Annotated in this window: 17 protein-coding genes; 8 read left to right on the top strand and 9 right to left on the bottom strand. The window is 70.0% G+C overall.

Annotation, left to right across the window (positions count from 1 at the left end):
• Positions 1 to 206: 206 nt before the first annotated feature.
• The 4 genes from F1721_RS28940 to kce are packed head-to-tail and all read left to right on the top strand — an operon-like array spanning position 207 to position 4372.
• Positions 207 to 1271: a LacI family DNA-binding transcriptional regulator gene (locus F1721_RS28940; RefSeq protein ID WP_150069966.1), complete on the top strand. Its 1065-nt coding sequence runs from the start codon at positions 207 to 209 to the stop codon at positions 1269 to 1271.
• 52 nt (positions 1272 to 1323) lie between these two features.
• Entirely contained in the window at positions 1324 to 2622 is a 1299-nt protein-coding gene (locus F1721_RS28935; RefSeq protein ID WP_150069965.1) for an MFS transporter, read from the top strand.
• 29 nt (positions 2623 to 2651) lie between these two features.
• Positions 2652 to 3416, top strand: a complete 765-nt coding sequence (locus F1721_RS28930) for an SDR family oxidoreductase (RefSeq protein ID WP_150069964.1) — start codon at positions 2652 to 2654, stop codon at positions 3414 to 3416.
• Positions 3417 to 3439: 23 nt separating this feature from the next.
• Positions 3440 to 4372, top strand: a complete 933-nt coding sequence (kce, locus tag F1721_RS28925) for a 3,5-dioxohexanoate:acetyl-CoA acetone transferase (RefSeq protein WP_150069963.1) — start codon at positions 3440 to 3442, stop codon at positions 4370 to 4372.
• 42 nt (positions 4373 to 4414) lie between these two features.
• On the opposite strand, the gene F1721_RS28920 is transcribed toward kce, so the two are convergent.
• Complete coding sequence (locus F1721_RS28920; RefSeq protein WP_150069962.1) at positions 4415 to 4900, bottom strand: DoxX family protein; 486 nt, start codon at positions 4898 to 4900, stop codon at positions 4415 to 4417.
• Between the two features lie 527 nt (positions 4901 to 5427).
• Here F1721_RS28920 and F1721_RS28915 point away from each other — a divergent pair.
• Together F1721_RS28915 and F1721_RS28910 are read left to right on the top strand one after the other, a co-directional pair.
• Entirely contained in the window at positions 5428 to 6783 is a 1356-nt protein-coding gene (locus F1721_RS28915) for a M20/M25/M40 family metallo-hydrolase (protein ID WP_150069961.1), read from the top strand.
• Positions 6784 to 6799: 16 nt separating this feature from the next.
• Positions 6800 to 8458 carry a pyridoxal-dependent decarboxylase gene (locus tag F1721_RS28910; protein ID WP_150069960.1) on the top strand — a complete coding sequence of 553 codons (1659 nt, stop codon included), beginning with the start codon at positions 6800 to 6802 and terminating at the stop codon, positions 8456 to 8458.
• A gap of 50 nt (positions 8459 to 8508) precedes the next feature.
• Here F1721_RS28910 and F1721_RS28905 read toward each other — a convergent pair whose 3' ends face one another.
• Together F1721_RS28905 and F1721_RS28900 are read right to left on the bottom strand one after the other, a co-directional pair.
• A complete protein-coding gene (locus tag F1721_RS28905; RefSeq protein WP_150069959.1) occupies positions 8509 to 9555 on the bottom strand; it encodes a zinc-binding dehydrogenase in 1047 nt (348 codons plus the stop codon).
• 30 nt (positions 9556 to 9585) lie between these two features.
• A complete protein-coding gene (locus F1721_RS28900) occupies positions 9586 to 12699 on the bottom strand; it encodes a bifunctional cytochrome P450/NADPH--P450 reductase (RefSeq protein ID WP_150069958.1) in 3114 nt (1037 codons plus the stop codon).
• Between the two features lie 167 nt (positions 12700 to 12866).
• Between F1721_RS28900 and F1721_RS28895 the strand changes: the two genes are divergently transcribed.
• On the top strand, positions 12867 to 13538 hold the full coding sequence (locus F1721_RS28895) for a PAS domain-containing protein (RefSeq protein ID WP_150069957.1): 672 nt from the start codon (positions 12867 to 12869) through the stop codon (positions 13536 to 13538).
• A gap of 81 nt (positions 13539 to 13619) precedes the next feature.
• Here the strand turns inward: F1721_RS28895 and F1721_RS28890 are convergent, their stop codons facing one another.
• The 6 genes from F1721_RS28890 to F1721_RS28865 all read right to left on the bottom strand — a co-directional run bounded on the left by F1721_RS28890 (position 13620) and on the right by F1721_RS28865 (position 18172).
• Positions 13620 to 14441 carry an ESX secretion-associated protein EspG gene (locus tag F1721_RS28890; protein WP_150069956.1) on the bottom strand — a complete coding sequence of 274 codons (822 nt, stop codon included), beginning with the start codon at positions 14439 to 14441 and terminating at the stop codon, positions 13620 to 13622.
• A gap of 75 nt (positions 14442 to 14516) precedes the next feature.
• Complete coding sequence (locus tag F1721_RS35430; RefSeq protein WP_170301637.1) at positions 14517 to 16037, bottom strand: PPE domain-containing protein; 1521 nt, start codon at positions 16035 to 16037, stop codon at positions 14517 to 14519.
• A 13-nt stretch (positions 16038 to 16050) separates the two neighbouring features.
• The gene (locus F1721_RS28880) at positions 16051 to 16569 is read right to left on the bottom strand and encodes a DUF3558 domain-containing protein (protein ID WP_246155376.1); all 519 of its coding nucleotides are present in this window, start codon (positions 16567 to 16569) and stop codon (positions 16051 to 16053) included.
• Between the two features lie 2 nt (positions 16570 to 16571).
• Complete coding sequence (locus tag F1721_RS28875) at positions 16572 to 17024, bottom strand: hypothetical protein (protein WP_150069954.1); 453 nt, start codon at positions 17022 to 17024, stop codon at positions 16572 to 16574.
• Positions 17025 to 17129: 105 nt separating this feature from the next.
• A complete protein-coding gene (locus tag F1721_RS28870; protein ID WP_150069953.1) occupies positions 17130 to 17315 on the bottom strand; it encodes a DUF397 domain-containing protein in 186 nt (61 codons plus the stop codon).
• 14 nt (positions 17316 to 17329) lie between these two features.
• Positions 17330 to 18172, bottom strand: coding sequence for a helix-turn-helix domain-containing protein (locus F1721_RS28865; protein WP_150069952.1), 843 nt, complete (start codon positions 18170 to 18172; stop codon positions 17330 to 17332).
• Between the two features lie 157 nt (positions 18173 to 18329).
• Between F1721_RS28865 and F1721_RS28860 the strand changes: the two genes are divergently transcribed.
• Positions 18330 to 18593, top strand: a complete 264-nt coding sequence (locus F1721_RS28860; RefSeq protein WP_211840667.1) for a hypothetical protein — start codon at positions 18330 to 18332, stop codon at positions 18591 to 18593.
• Positions 18594 to 18671 lie beyond the last annotated feature (78 nt).

The raw sequence follows: 18671 nt of genomic DNA, 5'->3' as shown, positions 1-18671 counted from the left end.
GGCGGCAGCAACGGCTCCACCCGCTGCCACAGACTGTCGGGAACCAACTTCTCAATCACCACATCAGCATGCCCACACTTGATCAACTACGGCCAGCAGACGCGCCGATCATTTTGAAACGAGTTGTTAATGTTGCTTAACGTTCAGCGGGCGACTTAGGTTCTGGCTGGATCGGAGATCCGCATCACGTCAAGGGAGACACGGCTGTGGAGATCGCGACTCGTCGCTCCGCGCGCCGACCGGGCACCGTCTCGGCGGCTGCGGTGGCCCGTGCCGCCGGGGTGTCCACCGCCGCCGTCTCCTACGTGATGAACGGCAAGGGCGGGGTCGCTCCGGCCACCCGCCAGCACATCCTCGCCGTCGCCGACGAGCTCGGTTTCCGCCCGCCGAACCGGGTGGAACCGGCCGACCCGAACCGGACCCGCGTGATCGGGCTGGTGCAACCCAACATCGTCAACCCGACCTACCCGCGGTTCGCGCAGAGCATCGTGTCCGCGGCCGCCGAGGCCGGGTACGAGGTGTTCGTCGCGACCACCCAGGACGACCTGCGGACGCTGGGCAAGGTCTCCACCAGCCTGGTGCACCGCAACGTCGACGGGGTCGTCCTGAGCGCCGCGTTCCGGGAGGACGCCACCGCGCTGCGGACGCTGCGCGCCGCCCGGATCCCGTACGTCTACCTGTCGCGGCGGTCCCAGTACCTGGAGGGCGACTTCGTCGGCATCGACGACGCCGCCGCGGCGACGTCGCTGATGGAGCACGTGCTGGGGCACGGCCACACCGACATCGCCGTCGTGATCGGACCGCGGTTCTCCTCGGCGTCGCTGGCCCGGGAGCAGGCCTTCGTGTCGACCGCCCGCGCGCACGGCGTCGACATCAGCGGCGACCGCAAGATCAGCACCGAGCTCAACAGCGATGGCGGCCGCCGCGCGGCGGCGCGGCTGTTCGCCCGCGACGACCCGCCGCGCGCCGTCCTGTGCGGCAGCGACGAGCAGGCGATCGGCATCCTGGAGTACGCCGTCGACCACGGCATCCGGGTGCCTGAGGACGTCGCGGTGACCGGGCACGACGGCATCCCGCACAGCATGTCCGGGCTGATCGGGCTCACCACCGTGATGCAGCCGCACGAGGAGATGGGCCGCGAGGCCTTCGGAATGCTGCTCAAACGCATGGAAAAACCGTCCAACAGCTACCAGTCTCTGGTCTGCGCGCACCGCCTGCACATCGGCCGCACCTGCGGTTGCGCGCCGAAGACCGACAACTCCCGCCGCTGAGAAGCGGATTCCCGAAGCTCCCAGAAGCCCGGAATGAACTGAAGGTCACGCCATGCCGAAAAACGCCGCGGAACCGGTGGTCCGCCCGCCGCGCGAGCTGAACAGGGTCATCTTCCGCAAGCTGCTCCCGCTGCTCATCGGGGCGTACATCATCAGCTTCCTGGACCGGACCAACATCGGTATCGCCAAGGAACAGCTGCAGATCGACCTGGGCATCTCTGCCACCGCCTACGGGATCGGCGCCGGGCTGTTCTTCATCACCTACTCGCTGGCGGAGATCCCGTCGAACCTGATCCTGCACCGGGTCGGGGCGCGGTTCTGGATCACCCGGATCATGATCACCTGGGGGCTGATCTCCGCCGGGATGGCCTTCGTGCAGGGCGAGTGGTCGTTCTACGTCATGCGGATGCTGCTCGGCGCGGCCGAGGCTGGCCTGTTCCCGGGCGTCATGTACTTCCTGACGCAGTGGTTCACCCGCGCCGACCGCGCCAAGGCCAACGGCCTGTTCCTGCTCGGCGTGTCCGCGGCCAGCATCCTCGGTCCCCCGCTGGGCGGGCTGCTGCTCGGCCTCGACGGTCTCGGCGGCATGCACGGCTGGCAGTGGATGTTCCTGATCGAGGGGCTCCCGGCCTGCCTGCTCGCCTTCGTGGTGTGGAAGAAGCTGCCCGACCGGCCGGACCGGGCGAAGTTCCTGACCGCGGCCGAGGCCGAAGACCTCCAGCGCCGCATCGCCGCCGAGGACGAGGCGGGCGCCGAGGCCTCCGGCACGCACAGCATGCGCCAGGTGTGGCGGGACAAGCAGATCCTGCTGGTGGTGGCGGTCTACCTGTCGCAGCAGATCGCGGTGTACGCGCTGTCGTACTTCCTGCCGTCGATCATCGGCACCTACGGCGAGCTGTCGACGCTGCAGATCGGGTTGCTGACCTCGGTCCCGTGGATCTTCGCCGGGCTGGGCGCGTTCCTGGTGCCGCGGTTCGCCACCAGCGGCGGGCGCTCCCGGAACCTGATCAGCGTCACGATGGTCGGGATCTGCGTCGGCTTCGCCCTGGGCGCGGTCTCCGGCCCGGTCGTCGGCCTCATCGGGTTCTGCCTCGGCGCGTTCTCGTTCTTCGCGATGCAGCCGATCCTGTTCACCTTCCCGGCGTCCCGGTTGAGCGGGGCGACGCTGGCCGGTGGCATCGCGTTCGTCAACACCATCGGGCTGTTCGGCGGGTTCCTCGGCCCGTACGTGATGGGCGCGATGGAGGACCTGACCGGCAGCAAGTTGTCGGGCCTGTGGTTCGTGGTCGGCGTGTGCGCCGTCGGCACCGCGCTGTCGTTCTTCCTGAAGTACGGCGAGAAGCGTTCGTGACAACGGATCTTCCAGAGAGGGTGCGAGAAGTGGATTTCACGGGGAAGCGGGTGCTCGTCACGGCGGGCGCGGACGGCATCGGGCTGGCCATCGCCGACCGGTTCGCCGGGCTGGGGGCCCGCGTGCTCGTCACCGACATCGACGAGGACGCGGTCCGGGCCGCCCGGGACCGCGGCCTGGCCGCGCTGGTCTCGGACGCGTCGAGCGAAGCCCAGGTCGAGGAGCTGATGGGCGCCGTGCGCGCGGAGCTCGGCGGGCTGGACGTGCTGGTCAACAACGCGGGCATCGCCGGTCCGACCGGGCCGGTGGAGACCCTGGACAGCGCGGCGTGGGCGCGGACCTTCGAGGTCAACGTGCACAGCCAGTTCTACTGCGTGAAGCACGGGTTGCCGCTGCTGCGCGAGTCGACCGGGGCGTCCATCGTGAACCTGTCCTCGGCCGCCGGGCGGCTCGGCATGGCCGGGCGCAGCGCGTACTCGGCGTCGAAGTGGGCGGTGGTCGGGTTCACCAAGACGCTGGCCATCGAACTGGGCCCGGAGGGGATCCGGGCGAACGCGATCTGCCCGGGCGCGGTCGACGGACCCCGCATCCGCGCTGTCATCGAGGCGAAGGCCGAGATGCTGGGCCGCCCCGTGGCGGAGATCGCCGCCGCCTACCGGGACCAGTCGTCGATGCGGCGGCTGGTCACCGCCGCGGACATCGCGGACATGGCCGCGTTCCTGGCCAGCCCGCTCGCCCGCAACGTCAACGGCCAGGCGATGGCGGTCGACGGGAACACCGAGAAGCTCTACTGATCCACTGTGGAGGTCTGACGCGGATGGCTACCAACCGCAAGGTCATCATCACGTGCGCGGTGACGGGCGCGATCCACACCCCGTCGATGTCCGAGCACCTGCCGGTCTCGCCGACGGAGATCGCCGAGGCCGCGCTGGGCGCGGCCGAGGCCGGAGCAGCGATCGTGCACCTGCACGCCCGCGACCCCGAGGACGGCAGGCCCTCGCAGGACCCCGCCCACTTCGAACCGATCCTGGCGCAGCTGAAGGCCCACACCGACGCGGTCGTCAACATCACCACCGGCGGCTCGCCGCACATGACCGTGCAGGAGCGGATGCGCCCGGCCGCGGTGTTCAAGCCCGAGCTGGCGTCGCTGAACATGGGCTCGATGAACTTCGGCCTGTACCCGATGCTGGAGCGCTTCAAGGAGTTCCGGCACGACTGGGAGCGGGAGGCCCTGGAGAAGAGCCGGGACCTGGTCTTCAAGAACACCTTCGCCGACATCGAGGCGATCCTGGACATCGGCGCGGCCAACGGCACCCGGTTCGAGTTCGAGTGCTACGACATCTCGCACCTCAACAACCTGGCGCACTTCGCCTCCCGCGGCCTGGTCCGGGGTCCGCTGTTCGTGCAGTCGGTGTTCGGCCTGCTGGGCGGCATCGGCGCGCACCCCGAGGACCTGATGCACATGCGCCGCACCGCCGACCGCCTGCTCGGCGACTCCTACCAGTGGTCGATCCTGGGTGCTGGCCGCAACCAGATCCCGCTGGCCACCATCGGCGCGGCCCAGGGCTCGCACGTGCGCGTCGGCTTGGAGGACTCGCTGTGGATCGGCCCGGGCGAGCTTGCCAGGACCAACGCCGACCAGGTGACCCGCATCCGCACCGTGCTGGAAGCCCTGAACCTGGAGGTCGCCACCCCCGGCGAAGCCCGCGAGATCCTCCAGCTCAAGGGCAAGGACCAGGTCGGCTTCTGACCCCGCGGGCCGGAGCCACCCCGGCTCCGGCCCGCGCCCGGCTCAGCGCGAACGGGCGTCGGCCGGTGGGCTCAGCTTCGCGTCGAGGGAGAAGGAACCGGCTCCGACCAGCAGGAGGAACAGGCTTCCGCACAGCTGGGCGAGGTCGGTGCGGGACTCGTGGACGAAGTCCCACCAGCCCGCACCGTCGGGGAACAGCGGGGAGGCTCCCCACAGGATCGGCAGCTTGGTGATCAGCAGCGCGCCGAGCATGTCGACGATCATGGGCACGACCGCCAGCCTGGTGAGCAGGCCGACCAGGATCAGCGCGCCGCAACCGATCTCGAACACCCCGTCGAGCGGGGCGAAGAAGCCCGGAGCCGGAATACCGGCCTTCTCGAACCGACCGGGCCCCAGCCGCCCGGGTTCGAGGAACTTGAGGATCCCCTCGAAGAGGAAGACGGCTCCCACGTACAGCCGCACGAGGACCACAGCGCCGGGCGCACTGGTGCTGACCAGCCGATTGAGCATCGAACTCGTCGTGGTCATGCCGGATGCCCTTCCCGCTCGAGACTCGACGGACGTCCAGCCGAATCGTCGGTCAGCGGCGTCGCCCCCGCGAGGCGGGCTGCGCTTCTCACTTACCCGGAACCGTCCGGAAAACTCCGGAATATGCCACAATGGCTATGCCGTCGATCTCGGCGCTCCGAGATCCCCGTTCAAGATCAATCTTTCGGCGCACCCGGGAGCCACTGATCGTGAGAACGCGCTCGGCCGAACGCATGTTCTCGGCCACCGGCGAGTGAACGTCTCCTGTTCCGGTCGCGATCAGATCCACCGCTGTGGGATACAGGAAGCATCCCGTTCACCGAGGTTCGCGAGGTCAGGGTGCGCGAGTTTCCCCTTTTCCCCCAAGGTGATCCATCGCGCAACCGGAATCCAGTCAGTCCTCTGTGGAGGATCGTGTTGACCGCGCGGACCTGATCTCATCCGCGGGATCTTCCCGAATCAGCCGGGTCCTCCGCCGCCTGCGCACGCCGGTGGCGCGGTCCCGCGCGTGCGAGACGAGGAGTTCGATGCTCACCGGCACCACCACGACATCCGACGGCACAGCGCTGAAGCAGAAGGTCGCGGCGCTCATGCCCGCGCTGAAGTCCGACCTGTCCGAGCTGGTCAAGATCAAGTCCTACGCGGGCGGCGCCACCACCGAAGCGGCCAACAAGGTCGTGTCGCTGCTGAAGGCAGCCGGGGTCAGCAACGCCAAGACCGTGGACATCGGGTCCAAGGCGCCGCTGGTGCACGGCACGATCACCGGTCGGCCGGGCAAACCGACGGTCCTGCTCTACGCGCACTACGACGTGCAACCGGCCGGTACGTGGAACGAGGCGGAGGCCTTCACACCCGCGGAGCGGAACGGGCGCCTGCACGGGCGCGGCGCGGCCGACGACAAGTCCGGAATCATGATGCACATCGGTGCGCTGCGGGCGTTCGACAACAATCCGCCGGTGAACCTGGAGATCCTCGTCGAGGGCGAGGAGGAGAGCACCGGGTCGCTGGAGGAGTTCCTCGCCAAGCCCGCGAACAAGGACCGGTTCAAGGCCGACGCCTACGTCATCGCCGACACCGGCGGCACCGCGGTGGGCTACCCGGCGCTGACCACCACGCTGCGCGGGATCGCCCAGGTCGACGTCACGGTGCGGACGCTCGAAGCGCCGGTGCACTCCGGGATGTACGGCGGCCCGGCCCCGGACGCGTTCGTGGCGCTGACCCGGATCCTGGCCACGCTGCACGACGACAAGGGCGACGTGGCGGTCGAAGGCCTGCTCAGCAGGCCCGACACCGGTGCCGGTCATCCCGACGAGGCGACCTACCGGCGCGACGCCGGGGTGCGCTGCGGAGTACCGCTGATCGGCACCGGGTCCGTCTCGCAGCGGCTCCACTTCAAGCCGTCGATCAACGTGACGGGGCTCGACGGGGCCCCGCCGCCCGTGCACCAGTCGATCAACTCGCTGCGGTCCGAGGCCACCGCGCGGATCAGCGTCCGGCTGGCGCCGGGCCAGCGGCCCGCCGACGCGATCACGGCGCTGCGCAAGCACATCGACCGGCACCGCCCGTGGTTCCTGCCGGTCGAGGTGACCGCCAGGGGCGGCGGCGAGGGGTTCGAGGCCCGCACCGACTCGGCCGCCTTCTCCAAGGCCCGGGCGGCGTTGCAGGAGGCCTACGGGCGGGCCCCGACCGCGCTCGGCCAGGGCGGCTCGATCCCGCTGGTCAACCTGCTCCAGACGCGCAACCCCAACGCCCCGATGCTGCTGTGGGGTTGCGAGGAGCCCGCTGCCCGCATCCACGCCCCCGGCGAGAGCGTCGACCTCGGCGAGCTGGAGCGGATGACGCTCGCCCAAGCCCTGTTCCTCAAGGCCCTGTCCCAGCAGTGATCACGAGGAGGACGAGATGACCGCGCAGAAACCGCCGAAGCTGGACGACGAGTCGTTCGAGCTGACCCGCAAGGGGCTCAGCGACGAGGAGCGCACGGCCCGGCTCGGGGAGCTGAAGGAGTACCTGGACTACTACCAGGAGCGCTTCCTCGGCTACCAGGTGAACCAGGACCTGGGCGTGATCCGGGACGACCTGTCGCCGTTCCTGGGCGTGCACACCAACAACATCGGCGACCCCTACGTCGACTCCAACCTCGCCACGCACACCAAGCCGCTGGAGAAGGCGGTGCTCAAGCGGTACGCCGAGCTGTGGGGCATCCGACCGCACGACCCGGCCAACAACGAGCAGGCGTGGAAGAGCGCGTGGGGCTACGTGCTGTCCATGGGCAGCTCCGAGGGCAACGTCTACGCGCTGCTCAACGCCCGGGACTACCTCTCCGGCAAGATCCTGCTCGCCAACCCCGGCGCCGACCCGGGTCTGCTCATGTCGCAGGCCGAGGTCAGCGCGCCCTACCTGAACACGCCCGCCAAGCGGGCCAACGCGCTGCAGCCGGTCGCGTTCTTCTCGCAGGACAGCCACTACTCGGTCGCCAAGGCCGCGCACACGCTGGCCATCCCCACCTTCGGCGAGGTCGGCAACAAGTACTACAGCGAGTTCCGCGAGTTCGAGGACTGCGGTTACGAGGACTGCTGGCCCGCCGAGATCCCGTCGAACGACGACGGCAGCATCGACGTCGACAAGCTCGTGACCACTGTGGACTTCTTCGCCCGCCGGGGTCACCCGGTGCTGGTGGTGTGCAACCTGGGCACCACGTTCAAGGGCGCCTACGACAACGTCGGGGAGGTCGCCCGGCGGCTCCAGGACGAGGTGTTCGACCGGTACTCGATGGGCCAGCGCGAGTTCACCGTCAACACCAAGAGCGGCACCCCGGTCAAGGACAAGCGGCGGGCGTTCTGGATCCACGTGGACGGCGCGCTGGGCGCCTCGTACCTGCCGTACCTGAAGAAGGCGCACGACGCCGGGCTGCTGGCGGGCGAGGACCTGGAGATCCCGGACTTCGACTTCCGCGTCCCGCAGGTCAGCTCCATCGTCACCAGCGGGCACAAGTACCCCGGATCGCCGTGGGCCTGCGGGATCTACATGACGCGCCGCGAGTTCCAGATCCAGCCGCCGCCGATGGCCGCCTACGTGGCCTCACCGGACACCACGTTCGCCGGATCGCGCAACGGCTTCTCCCCCATCGTGCTGTGGAACCAGCTCGCCAAGCACCCCGAGGAGGAGCAGGTCCGCCGCGTCGCGGAGAGCGTCAACCTCGCCCGCCGCACCTACGAGCGGCTCAAGAAGATCGGCGAGCAGCGCAAGCTGGACCTGCACGCCGGGTACACGCCGGAAACGCTCAGCGTGCAGTTCCTGCGCCCGAACAAGCACCTCGTCCGCAAGTACTCGCTGGCCAGCGTGCCGATCAGCGAGACGACCACGCTGTGCCACCTGTTCGTCATGCCGCACGTCACCGAGGACGGCGCGCTGAAGAGCCTCCTGGACGAGCTGGAGACCGACGACAACGCCTTCGAGACCGACGGCACCGGTGGCCACGTCGCCCCGCCGACCGCCTACCAGGTGTCGGAGACCGCCGAGTGGCAGGCCCTGTTCGGCTCCAACCGCGGGTTCGTGTAACCCCCTCAGGAGGGCCCCGGCCGTTCGACGAGCGGCTGGGGCCCTCGCGCTCAGGGGACGAGCACCAGGCGGATCGGGTCGCCAATCTTGTTCTCCAGGCGGTGGACCGCTTCCCCGGCTTCGGCCAGCGGGAGGTGGTCGGTGATGGACGGGGACAGGTCGAGGCGGCCGGTGGCGGCCAAGCGGATCAGCTGCTCGACGTGCTCGGGGCCGGAACCGTAGTGGCCGCGGATCTGGTTGCGGTTCCAGCTGAACCGCGTGCCGTCGGTGACGGTCAGCGGCTGGGGCGTGAGACCCGCCAGGACCATCGCGCCGCCGCGGCAGAGGACGGTGGCCGCCTGCTCCCGCACCGCGGGCACCCCGGCGAAGTCGAAGGCGACGTCCAGGCCGCGGCCGTCGGTGGCGCGCAGGACCGACGCGGCGAAGTCCGGGTCGGCCGGGTCCAGCGCGAGGTCGGCGCCGAAGGCGAGGGCGCGTTCCCGGGCGCTGGCCAGCGGGTCGACGGCGATGACCGGGGCCGCACCGGCCAGCCGGGCCAGCTGGATGCCGTGCGCGCCCAAACCGCCCGCGCCCCAGATCCCCACCGCCTGGGCCGGGCGGACCTCGCCGGTGACCACGATCGCGGCGTAGGGGGTGGAGACCGCGTCCGGGATGATCGCGGCCTGGTCGAAGGGCAGGTGGTCCGGGATCGGCGCGAGGGTGTCCTCGCGGGCGATCGCGAACTGCGCCCAGCCGCCGTCGTAGTCCACGCCGCGGGTGCGGGCCAGCAGGCAGGGCGCGCGGCGACGGCGGCAGTTGGCGCACTCGCCGCAGCTCTGCCCGGCCTGCAGCGCCACCCGGGTGCCCGGGGCCCAGTCGCCGCGCAGGTCCGGGCCGAGCGAGTGGATCACCCCGGCGACCTCGTGGCCGAGGGTGAGCTCCTCGGTGGGCACGAACGGCTTGAGGCTGCCGTCGATCAGGTGCACGTCGGACAGGCACACGCCAGCGGCCTTGACCTCGATCAGCACCTCCCCCGGCCCGGGGACCGGCACCGGGACCTCCTCGACGCGGAACCGTCCGCTGGGCACGTGCAGCCGCCCGGCGAGCATGGTGTTCATGGGGTGGAACCTCCGATCTCTGCGCGAAGCTCAGCGCGCGGTGTGGACGTCCTCGACGTAGCGGCCGTCGGCGATCAGCGAATCGAGCCACGCGGTTCCGTCGCCACCGGTGCGCTCCGCGTGGATGGCCCGGAACGCGTCGCGCACGCCCGGGGCCATCCGGGTTCCGTCGCCGCAGACGTAGATCTTCGCCCCGTCGCCGAGCAGCCGCCACAGCTCGTCGGCCTCGGCGGCGATGCGGTGCTGGACGAAGGCCTGCCCGTCGACCGGTTCGGCGCTGAAGGCCGGGCGCATCTGGACCGCACCGGCCAGCTCGGCGGCGCGCAGTTCGGCGCTGTGCAGGTAGTCGGCGTCCGGCGCGTCGCAGCCGAAGTAGCACAGCGCCGGGGCGAGCCGGGCGCCGTTCGCCGCGCGGTCGAGCCGGTCGGCGATGGCGCCGCGGAACGGGGCCAGGCCGGTACCGGCCGAGATCATGATCACCGGGACGTCGTGGTCGATCCGGAACGCGGCCCGGCACGGCTGGACCCGCGCCAGCACGGTGTCACCGGCGCGCACGTCGTTCAGGTAGCCCGATCCCGTGCCGCGGAAGGTGCCGCGCCCCGACCGCGCGGGGGCCTCCAGCAGGGAGACCATCAGGTCGACGTGGTGCGGGTCGGCGGCCGGTGACGACGAGATCGAGTAGTGGCGCGGCCGGATCGGCGGCAGCAGGTCCAGCAGCACCGGCCAGGTCAGCTGCTCGGCCAGCGCGGGGTTGTCCTCGATGACGTCCAGCAGGCTGCGGTGGTCCGGGTCTTCGGCCAGGGCCCGCAGGGCCTGCTGCTCGGGCGGGCACGGGTTGAGCTCGGCCAGGGTGGTCAGCTGCGCGCTGGTCGGGCGGTCCTGCAGCTCGACGTGCCGGGTCAGCAGCTCGCGGACGGTCACCGGCCGGTCGACCGCGACCCGGCCCGGCGCGATGTTGAGGACGGTGTCCAGGTCCACCCGCAGGACCCGGGCGGCGCGCTCGACCAGGGCCGGGTCGTTGGCCGGGAGCACGGTGAGGTGGTCGGCCGTCCGGTAGGTCTCGTCCTCGGGCAGCGCCAGGCGCACGAAGCGCTTGGCCCGCGGGTAGCCGGGGCTGGTGAGGCTGCCGGTCTCGGTGACCGTCATCGGCGTCATGCCGTGCCGGGCGGCCAGCGCGTCCAGCGGTCCGCCGGTGACCTCGGTGACGGTGTGCGCGGGACTCGCGGGCTGGTCGGCACCGACCGCGGCGGGGTCGCCGTGCTCTTCGAGGACGGCGTTGCGCAGTGCGGCGGTGAAGGCCTTGACCGCGCCGGTCAGATCGCCTGCCGCGTCGGCCTCCGCGCGCTCCAGCAACCGGGTTCCGCCGAGCTCGGCCAGCCGGGCGTCGATGCAGGTCGGAACGCGCTGGTAGGTGGCCGACCAGTTGCGGTCGCCGACGCCGAGGACCGCGTAGGTGACGCCGTCGGCCGCGCCGGGTTCGGCGTGCTCCAGCCAGCGGACGAACTCGGCCGCGTCGTCGGTGGGCTGGCCGTTGTAGGAAGCGGCGGTGATGACGACGGGCCGGTCGGTGGGCAGCGCGCCGGTGCGGTCGTCGAGCGGGGCGATGGCGGTGTCGCAGCCGATCTCGGCGGCGGCGTCCGCGAGCTGGGCCGAGAAGTCGCGGCAGGTCCCGTAGTTGCTGCCGTGCAGCAGCAGAACCCCGGTTCCCGGCCGCACCCGGGTGGGCAGCCCGCCGTCCGCCACGGGCGTTTCGACGGCCCGGGCAGGTGCGGCGACGCGGTCGGCCGAGGTGCGCCGGGCCAGGGCCAGGGTGAAACCGTCGGGCTTGATGGTGAGCGCCTGCTTGAGGCGCAGCTGGTAGTCGGCGTGGTCGAGCAACCGGTACCGGTGGACCAGCATCGCGAGCAGCATCGTGGCCTCGTGCAGCGCGAACTGCCTGCCGATGCACGCGCGCTCGCCGGTCCCGAACGGCTTGAAGGCGTGCGGCGAGCGCGCCGCCTCGGCCTCGGGCGTGAAGCGGGACGGGTCGAACAGCTCGGGGTTGTCGCCCCAGACCGGGTCCCGGTGCAGCATCGGGGTCACCACCGACGCCCACTGCCCGGCCCGCATCGGGATGCCGCCCAGCACCGTGTCGTGGCGGGCCTGGCGCGAGAAACCCGGTGCTGGCGGGAACATCCGCAGCGTCTCGTTGAGCACCTGGCGGGTGAAGTGCAGGCGCCCGACGTCCTCGAAGGTCGGTTCCGGGTCGGCCTGGTCGCCCCACAGCTCGTCCACCTCGCGCTGCACCACCCGCAGCGCGGTCGGGTGCTTGACCAGGTTGTGCAGCGCGAAGGACAGGGTGCCGGAGGTGGTCTCGTGCCCGGCGATCAGGAAGGTGATCACCTGGTTGCGGATGTTCGCCAGGTCCAGGGTGGTGCCGTCGGAGGGGTGGGTGGCGCTGAGCATCAGGCCCAGCAGGTCCTCGTTCTCCGGGGCCGGTGCGCCGGGAGCGGTGCGCGCCGCGATGACCTCGTCCACCACCGAGGCGAGGAACGCCGCGTCGGCGCGGAACGCCTCGTCGGTGCGCGCGTGGTCGGCGTCCGGGTCGCGGCTGAGCTTGGTCATCGACCAGTGCAGGCAGCGCACCAGGGCGTCGACGAACGGGTGCGGTTCGTCCCGCTCGAACGAGCCGAAGTCGAACCCGAACCCGGCCAGGCCGATGGTGTCCAGGGTCATCCGGGTCATGTCGTCGGCCACGTCGACCGGGCTGCCCGCCGCGCACCTGCGGTCCCAGACCTCGATCAGCCGCCGCGCGACGCGCAGCATCACCGGGTGGTAGGCGCGCATCGAGCCGAGGGCGAAGGCGGGCATCAGGATGTCGTGCGCCTTCGTCCAGTTGGGCTCGTCGTTGTAGGCGGTGAACAGCCCGTCGTGGGCGAACTCGCGGACGTTCTCCAGCGCCGGACCGATCGCCTTGCCGAACCGCTGCTCGTCGGAGAGCTCGGTGACGAGCTCCAGGCTGCTGACCAGCAGCGTGTCCTGGCCGTGCTGCCGCTGGACGAAGGCCGGACCGTGCTGCCGGACCAGCCGCATCGACCGCAGGACGGGCGTGCTGGTCGGATCGTCGGAGACGTCGACGACGGGGATTCCGGGAGTCGCGGCCATGGGTGGCCAACCGCCTTTCGTGCTCGAGGGGAACCGCCGGGGAGAGCGGTCCCCTCCACACTCGCCCCCGGCGCACGCCCGAGGCCGCCGCCGGACTGCATAATCGTGTAGCAGGCAGGGGCATCTCCGGCTTGCCAAACCAGCCGGGAAGCGCAAGGGACATCGCGATGGATCTCCAGGACGGCGGCGGTTCCCCGGCCGCGGCGAACTGGCACCAGGAGGCGATCGCCTGGCGCAACCGGTTCATCCTCCTGCTCGACCACCTGCCGCTGCCGCTGGCGCTCTGCGACACGCACGGCGACATCCTCGTGGCGAATCCGGCGATGGCCGCGGAATGGGGTCTGCTGCCGGGGCAGCTGCGCGGGCGCAACGCCCTGGACTTCTTCCGGCCGCGCGCGCAGGCCCGGCTCCTCCCGATCGCGGAAGCCGTGCGGCTGCACCGCAGGTCCCGCTACCCGGTCGAGGTGAGCTGGTCCCCGCCGAGCGGCGTCGAGCGCTACGGGGAGATGGACGTCACGCCGGTCAGCGACGCCCCGGGCGTTCCCCCGTCGCTGGTGCTGATCCTCCGGGTCCTGGGTGAGCGCGCGGAGCCCTCACCCGAACCCGAGCCACCGGCCAGCGAGATCGAAGCGCGCATCCTCGCCCTGGCGGCGAGCGGCGACACGACCGCGCGGATCGCGAAAGCGGTTGGCCTGACCGTGGACGGCGTCAACTACCACCTGACCCAGCTCTCCCGCCGCTGGGACGTACGCGGCAGGACGGCGCTGGTGGCGCGCGCCTACGCGCTCGGGGTTCTCGATCCCACCGCTTGGCCGCCGGTCGCAGCCGAGCCCGGGTGAGCGCGTCAGCGAACTACGACGTCAACGGCGCGTCACCCGTACAACTCAGCGAGGAACACCCGCACGAAGCCGTCTTCGCGATCACGACCGGACGGAGGCGATCAGCTGGTCGATCCTGGTCGCGATCGCTCGGGCGTCCGCTGGCAGCAGGACGCAGAGCTGTTCGCCGGACGAACCGCGTTCGCGGTAATCGAGGTAGCGGCCGTCGGGCTCGGCGTTGTCGAACCAGCGCAAGACCTCCGACCGGTGCACGCGGCCGTGCTGGTCGCGCAGGTTGGCCGCCAGCTGACCGCCGCGGACGTGCTCGGCCCGCCCGATCTCCTGGTACGCCGCCACCAGCCGATCGCCGCTGCTGCCGCGCGACTGGGTGACCTGCTGCATCATGCTGTCCGGCGGTTCCTCCGCGTGGTCCCGCGGGCGGAAGGACTCGGTCGGCACCCGGACCGCGCCGCGGTTCCCGGGCGGTGCGGGCGGGAACGTCGGCAGGAGCACCTGGGGCAGCGGCGCCTTGTCGTGCACCTCGACGGTCAGCGGGCCGCCGAACCGCTCGGTCTCCCCCGGGCCCTGCACGCCGAGCACGACCCGCTGACCTTCGGTGATCGCGGCGACCGAGCGCCAGGCGTGGTCGCTGTCGAAGTTCGGGAACCACAGCGAATCCACCCACAGGTACGGTTTGGTGAGCACCTTCAGCGCCTGCGCCAGCCCCGGCTCGACCTCGTTGTCGACGAGGATGCCCAGCATCTCCATGGTGGGCGCTTCGCGCCGCGCGACCTCGCCGAGCTGCTGGAGGGTTCGCCCGTAGGCCTGCCCCTCCAGCGGCAGCGTCAGGTCGTCGAGATCGAGGTAGCGGCGCACCAGGTACAGGTGCAGCGGATGCAGTTGCCAGCGGCCGACGAGGGCCACGGAGTCCTCCCCCACGTCACTCGTGAGCGGCGGTGGTGGCCCCTACCACCACCGCCGCTCACGAATCGGTCCTGATCAGGCGCCGAACACCGGCGGCGCGGTCTTGGGCATGTCGTCGAGCCAGACGTCGTCCTGCTCCTCCAGCCAGCTCGGACGATCGTGCTCCTGGTCCTCGCCGCCCTGGCCGCGCTGCCCGGCGCCAGCGGCTCCAGCTCCCATGCCGCCACGAGCACCACCCGCACCGGCCGCGCCGCCACCAGCACCACCGACCCCGGTCGCACCACCCGCACCGAGCCCACCGGCACCGGCGCGACCTCCGGCACCGAGCGCGCCAGCACCGGCACCGGCGCCCAGCCGACCGGCACCCATACCGCCAGCACCACCGGGCTTGCCGAGCCCCCCAGCGCCGCCGGGTTTGCCGATGCCACCGGCACCGCCGCCGCGAATCCCACCGGCACCGCCCGGCCCGTTGGGGCCGCCCACGCCGGGGCCGGGCATCAACCCGAAGCCGCCCGGATCACCGGTCCCGCCGCCGCGCCCGGGCAAGCCCGGCAGACCACCGGACGGACCACCGCCCTGCCCGCCCGGCACCCAAGCGGACCCGGTACCGGCCGGAGTGGTGGACCCGCCACCACCACCGGAGATGCCGCCGCCCGGAACACCACCGCCACCGGGAACGCCGCCACCCCTGGACCCGCCCGGGGTCACGCCGGAAGGCGAAACGCCGCCCGGAGGACGGACCTGCGGCGGATCGATCGGCGGCGGCGGAGGTGGCGGCGGGGGCGGAGGCGGCGGCGCGGGCTTGTCCTCGAGATCCCGGAACGCCGGAACAGAACTGTCCACATTGGCGTAAGTCGGGGTCAGCACCCGCCCCATGGTCTCCTGAGCGGCCCGCTCGGCCTGCTGCCGCTCCCGCATCTGCGCGACCGCGTCGGTGCCGCCGGCAATCGGGTTGGCAAGCCCGATCGCGACAGACCGCCCGTAGTGGTGCCCCTCGGGCTCCGGCACCATGAGCTTGGCCTGCCCAGCAGCGGACCCGGCCTCCTCGATCTTGTTGCCGGTGGCCTGGAAGGCATCAGCGCTGTTCGTCATCCACCGCACCAACGGCTCGGAAGACTGGTTGGCCGCATCAGCGGCCTCGCCCTCCCAGCCGCCTTGAATGGCGGAACCGGCCTCCTGCTGCAGCTCCGGGCCGAGCGCCCGCAGCTTCTCAGCGATCTCCCGCCACTGGTTGGCGGCCTCGGCGGTCTTGCCCTGGTCCAAGGACCGCTGGTTGGTGTCGTAGAGCTCCTGGTGCCCGTAGGCCTGCCAGTTCTCCTGCTGGGTGATCGAAGTGGGATCGACGTCCATGCCAGCTGTCAGCTGGCGGTTCTGCCGCTCCAGGCCCTCCCGGAGCCGCGCGTTCTCCTGCTGAGCCCGCTCAGCCGCCTCCTGCCGAGCATTCTCAGCGCGGGAGTCGTACCCGAACAGATCAGCCCCGACGTCGTAGACCTGACCGGCACCTTCAGCAACGGCGTTGCCGACGGCCTTGACACCGTCGACCACCGCGCCACCGATATCACCGGCGACATCACCGGCCCACTCCCAAAACCCCATCAGTCCCCCAAGACTACTTCGGCAATCTCGGCGCGATCTTCTCAGCGATCTTCAACGCCTCACCGCACTCGTCCATTTCCTTGGCACGAAGCAAGCTCACGTCGACGAGGACCACGCCACCGCCTGCATCGACCAGTGCCGTGCACACGTCAGCCTGTGTCGCGTTCTTGCTGACACCGGTCGCCGCCGGACGCCCGTCGACCTGGGTCTGATCGAACTTCGCCCAGCTATCCTGCTTCCCGTATTCCTCGACGGACTTTTCCTCGTTCTTCGAGATGGTGATCCCGAATTCCAGGCTGTCAAAAGCGCAGCCAGGCTCCGAGGAGATACCCTCTTGTTTCTGCCCAGGCCCTTCGAAGCCGAGCGAGGAGAGCTCCTCCGGGGTGAGAACGGTGCAGGGATCAACCTGACCGAGCCCGATGTTCTGCTGAGTTGAGGCGGGGGCATTGGTCGTCTCCCCGCCGGTGCCACACCCAGCGGCGCCCAGTAGAGCAGCGCCTGCACACACGGCGACCACATTTCGAGACAGCATCCTCACGCCTGACTACCCCTTTGCAAGTCTTCACTGATCTGCTCGTCGGTAGCAACGTAGTCCCTCGCCGCTTCACGGAAGAGATCCGCCTTCCGGATCAGCTCGTCACGCAAGGCACCCAGCAAGTCCGCTGCGCCAGTCCCCTCACCGTTCGTGGCTTTCAGACCGAACTTCGCCGCCAGCTCCTGGGCCGATGAGTAATCGCCCAGCCCGCCAACACGATCCAGCCCCGCAGCGACTCGAACAAGCTGGTTAACTTGCATTGCTTTCCGCTCGTACACATCCGCTGCCTTGTTGGCGGCGTCGGGGTTCAGCTTCAGCTGCCCCGAGGAGATCTGCTGCCCGAGCTTGTCGTTCTCCTGCTTGATCGCGCCCAGCGCAACACCAGCGCCGACGAAGCCGAGGGCTGCTCCTGCCCCCATCCCCAGGTCCCCCGACATCTGCGCGTCCGCCATCCGTAGCCCCCTCCGGCACCGATCGATCGACCGGAGGTAAAGCTAGCGAACCCGGCAGATTACACGCGATCAAACACGAAAGATGATCACGTGATCAGCGGCACATCACTCGTTCAGCCCAGCCAGGAAGGACGCCCACCTGGCACGAGAGAACACCAGCACCGGCCCGTCCGGATCTTTCGAGTCCCGCGCCGCGACCAAGTCAGCGGCGGCGGCCACCTCCACACAAGCACCGTTGTTGCCGCTACGACTGGACTTTCGCCACTGCAAGCTGGATGGGCTGACCTTCACTGTCCGCCTCCGCGTCACGTCTTTACCAGCTTCCTGATCAGCGCGAGCGATTCATCAGGCTGCATGGCAGTTTCCTGAAGGTTCTTCGCAGTCATCATATAGGTGGCCACCTGATCGGGGTCCTGGAGATACACGGCGCCGTCCAGCAACTCCGTGTAACCAATGGGCTTGGCGGCATCGAACTCGAACACGAAGAACGGCCCACTCACCGCGGCATGCGGCCCATCCTGGGGACGGATCACCTGAATCGTCACGTTCGATCGTTCCGCCATCCCAAGGAGATGACGGTACTGATCACGCCTGACCTCATCGTCACCAATACGACGAAGCAGGGCCGATTCCTCAATCACAGCGTGGAAGTCGAGGGGCTGAGCCGCGACCAGACGGTCAGCCCGAGCCAAGCGGAACGACACGAAGCGCTCACTGTGATCTGGCCGCACGAAGCCGGTTGCCATGGTCGCCGCGCGAGCGTACTCCTCCGTCTGCAGCAGCCCAGGTAGCAGCGCTGTCTCGTAGTCGAACTCGGACTTCGCCAACCCTTCGAGCCCCACAAAGGTCTTGAACCAGTCCGGAACCACGTTTGCCCAGGGCGCCCACCAGGTACGAGCGTCAGAGCGACCAGTCAGGCTGACCAGCCGATCGGTGTCATGCCGAGGAACGCCGTAGAACTCCAGCAGCGCCGCGATCTCCGACGGTTGTTGCTGGTAGCGCCCCGTTTCCAGATGTGTGATCTTGGCGTGACTGCACCCGAGCACACCGCTCGCATCCGACACAGTGCGCCCCGCTTGGATTCGGTAGCGCCGGAGTTCGTTGCCAATCAGCCATCGCAGCGCCGAGGAATCGCCACGCTCAACCACGCCTGCCTCCAATCACGCCGGAAGTTCAAGTGTGCCGCTCCGAATCGCGCCCCTTTCGGGTGACCAGCCAGGACGTCCACTCAATTCGGTAATCGATTAGCTAACAAGTTAGCACTAGCGTTAGCTTCGTCGTGACCTGGATCACAGGGAGGTTGTTATGCCGGGGTTGCCGTTGTGGAGCCGGGAGGAGTTCATGGCCGCTCTGCAGGAGCTTGCGAGAGAGAACGCTCCTCGGGTGTTCGCGCTGTGCGAGGAGGTCGGCGATCGGCAGGACGGGCACGTCGAGTACTGGGGCATGGCCTTCGACGACGGCGCCGACGTCGTCAGCGCCTCCGGCCAGCTGCGGGCCAGCTTCCAGTCCGCCGAGGCCGCACTGGACCGCCTGTCCAGGCGTGCGAACCTGCACCTCGTCTGGGTTTGACCACGCGGAACCCCGCCGAGGGGCGCCGGACCGGGTGCTCTCGGCAGGGTTCGCCGTCCTCCCACCCCTGCAGCCGAG

Origin of the sequence: Saccharopolyspora hirsuta, assembly GCF_008630535.1 — a bacterium.
GTDB classification, from domain to species: domain Bacteria; phylum Actinomycetota; class Actinomycetes; order Mycobacteriales; family Pseudonocardiaceae; genus Saccharopolyspora; species Saccharopolyspora hirsuta.
This window is presented reverse-complemented; position numbering and strand designations above follow the sequence as displayed.

Bases quoted from the DNA above. Each gene is read 5' to 3' on its own strand.
- F1721_RS28910 (WP_150069960.1), top strand. From the start codon at position 6,800: ATGACCGCGCAGAAACCGCCGAAGCTGGACGACGAGTCGTTCGAGCTG.
- F1721_RS28905 (WP_150069959.1), bottom strand. From the start codon at position 9,555: ATGAACACCATGCTCGCCGGGCGGCTGCACGTGCCCAGCGGACGGTTC.
- F1721_RS28895 (WP_150069957.1), top strand. From the start codon at position 12,867: ATGGATCTCCAGGACGGCGGCGGTTCCCCGGCCGCGGCGAACTGGCAC.
- kce (WP_150069963.1), top strand. From the start codon at position 3,440: ATGGCTACCAACCGCAAGGTCATCATCACGTGCGCGGTGACGGGCGCG.
- F1721_RS28880 (WP_246155376.1), bottom strand. From the start codon at position 16,569: ATGCTGTCTCGAAATGTGGTCGCCGTGTGTGCAGGCGCTGCTCTACTG.
- F1721_RS35430 (WP_170301637.1), bottom strand. From the start codon at position 16,037: ATGGGGTTTTGGGAGTGGGCCGGTGATGTCGCCGGTGATATCGGTGGC.
- F1721_RS28935 (WP_150069965.1), top strand. From the start codon at position 1,324: ATGCCGAAAAACGCCGCGGAACCGGTGGTCCGCCCGCCGCGCGAGCTG.
- F1721_RS28860 (WP_211840667.1), top strand. From the start codon at position 18,330: ATGCCGGGGTTGCCGTTGTGGAGCCGGGAGGAGTTCATGGCCGCTCTG.
- F1721_RS28915 (WP_150069961.1), top strand. From the start codon at position 5,428: ATGCTCACCGGCACCACCACGACATCCGACGGCACAGCGCTGAAGCAG.
- F1721_RS28920 (WP_150069962.1), bottom strand. From the start codon at position 4,900: ATGACCACGACGAGTTCGATGCTCAATCGGCTGGTCAGCACCAGTGCG.
- F1721_RS28900 (WP_150069958.1), bottom strand. From the start codon at position 12,699: ATGGCCGCGACTCCCGGAATCCCCGTCGTCGACGTCTCCGACGATCCG.
- F1721_RS28875 (WP_150069954.1), bottom strand. From the start codon at position 17,024: ATGGCGGACGCGCAGATGTCGGGGGACCTGGGGATGGGGGCAGGAGCA.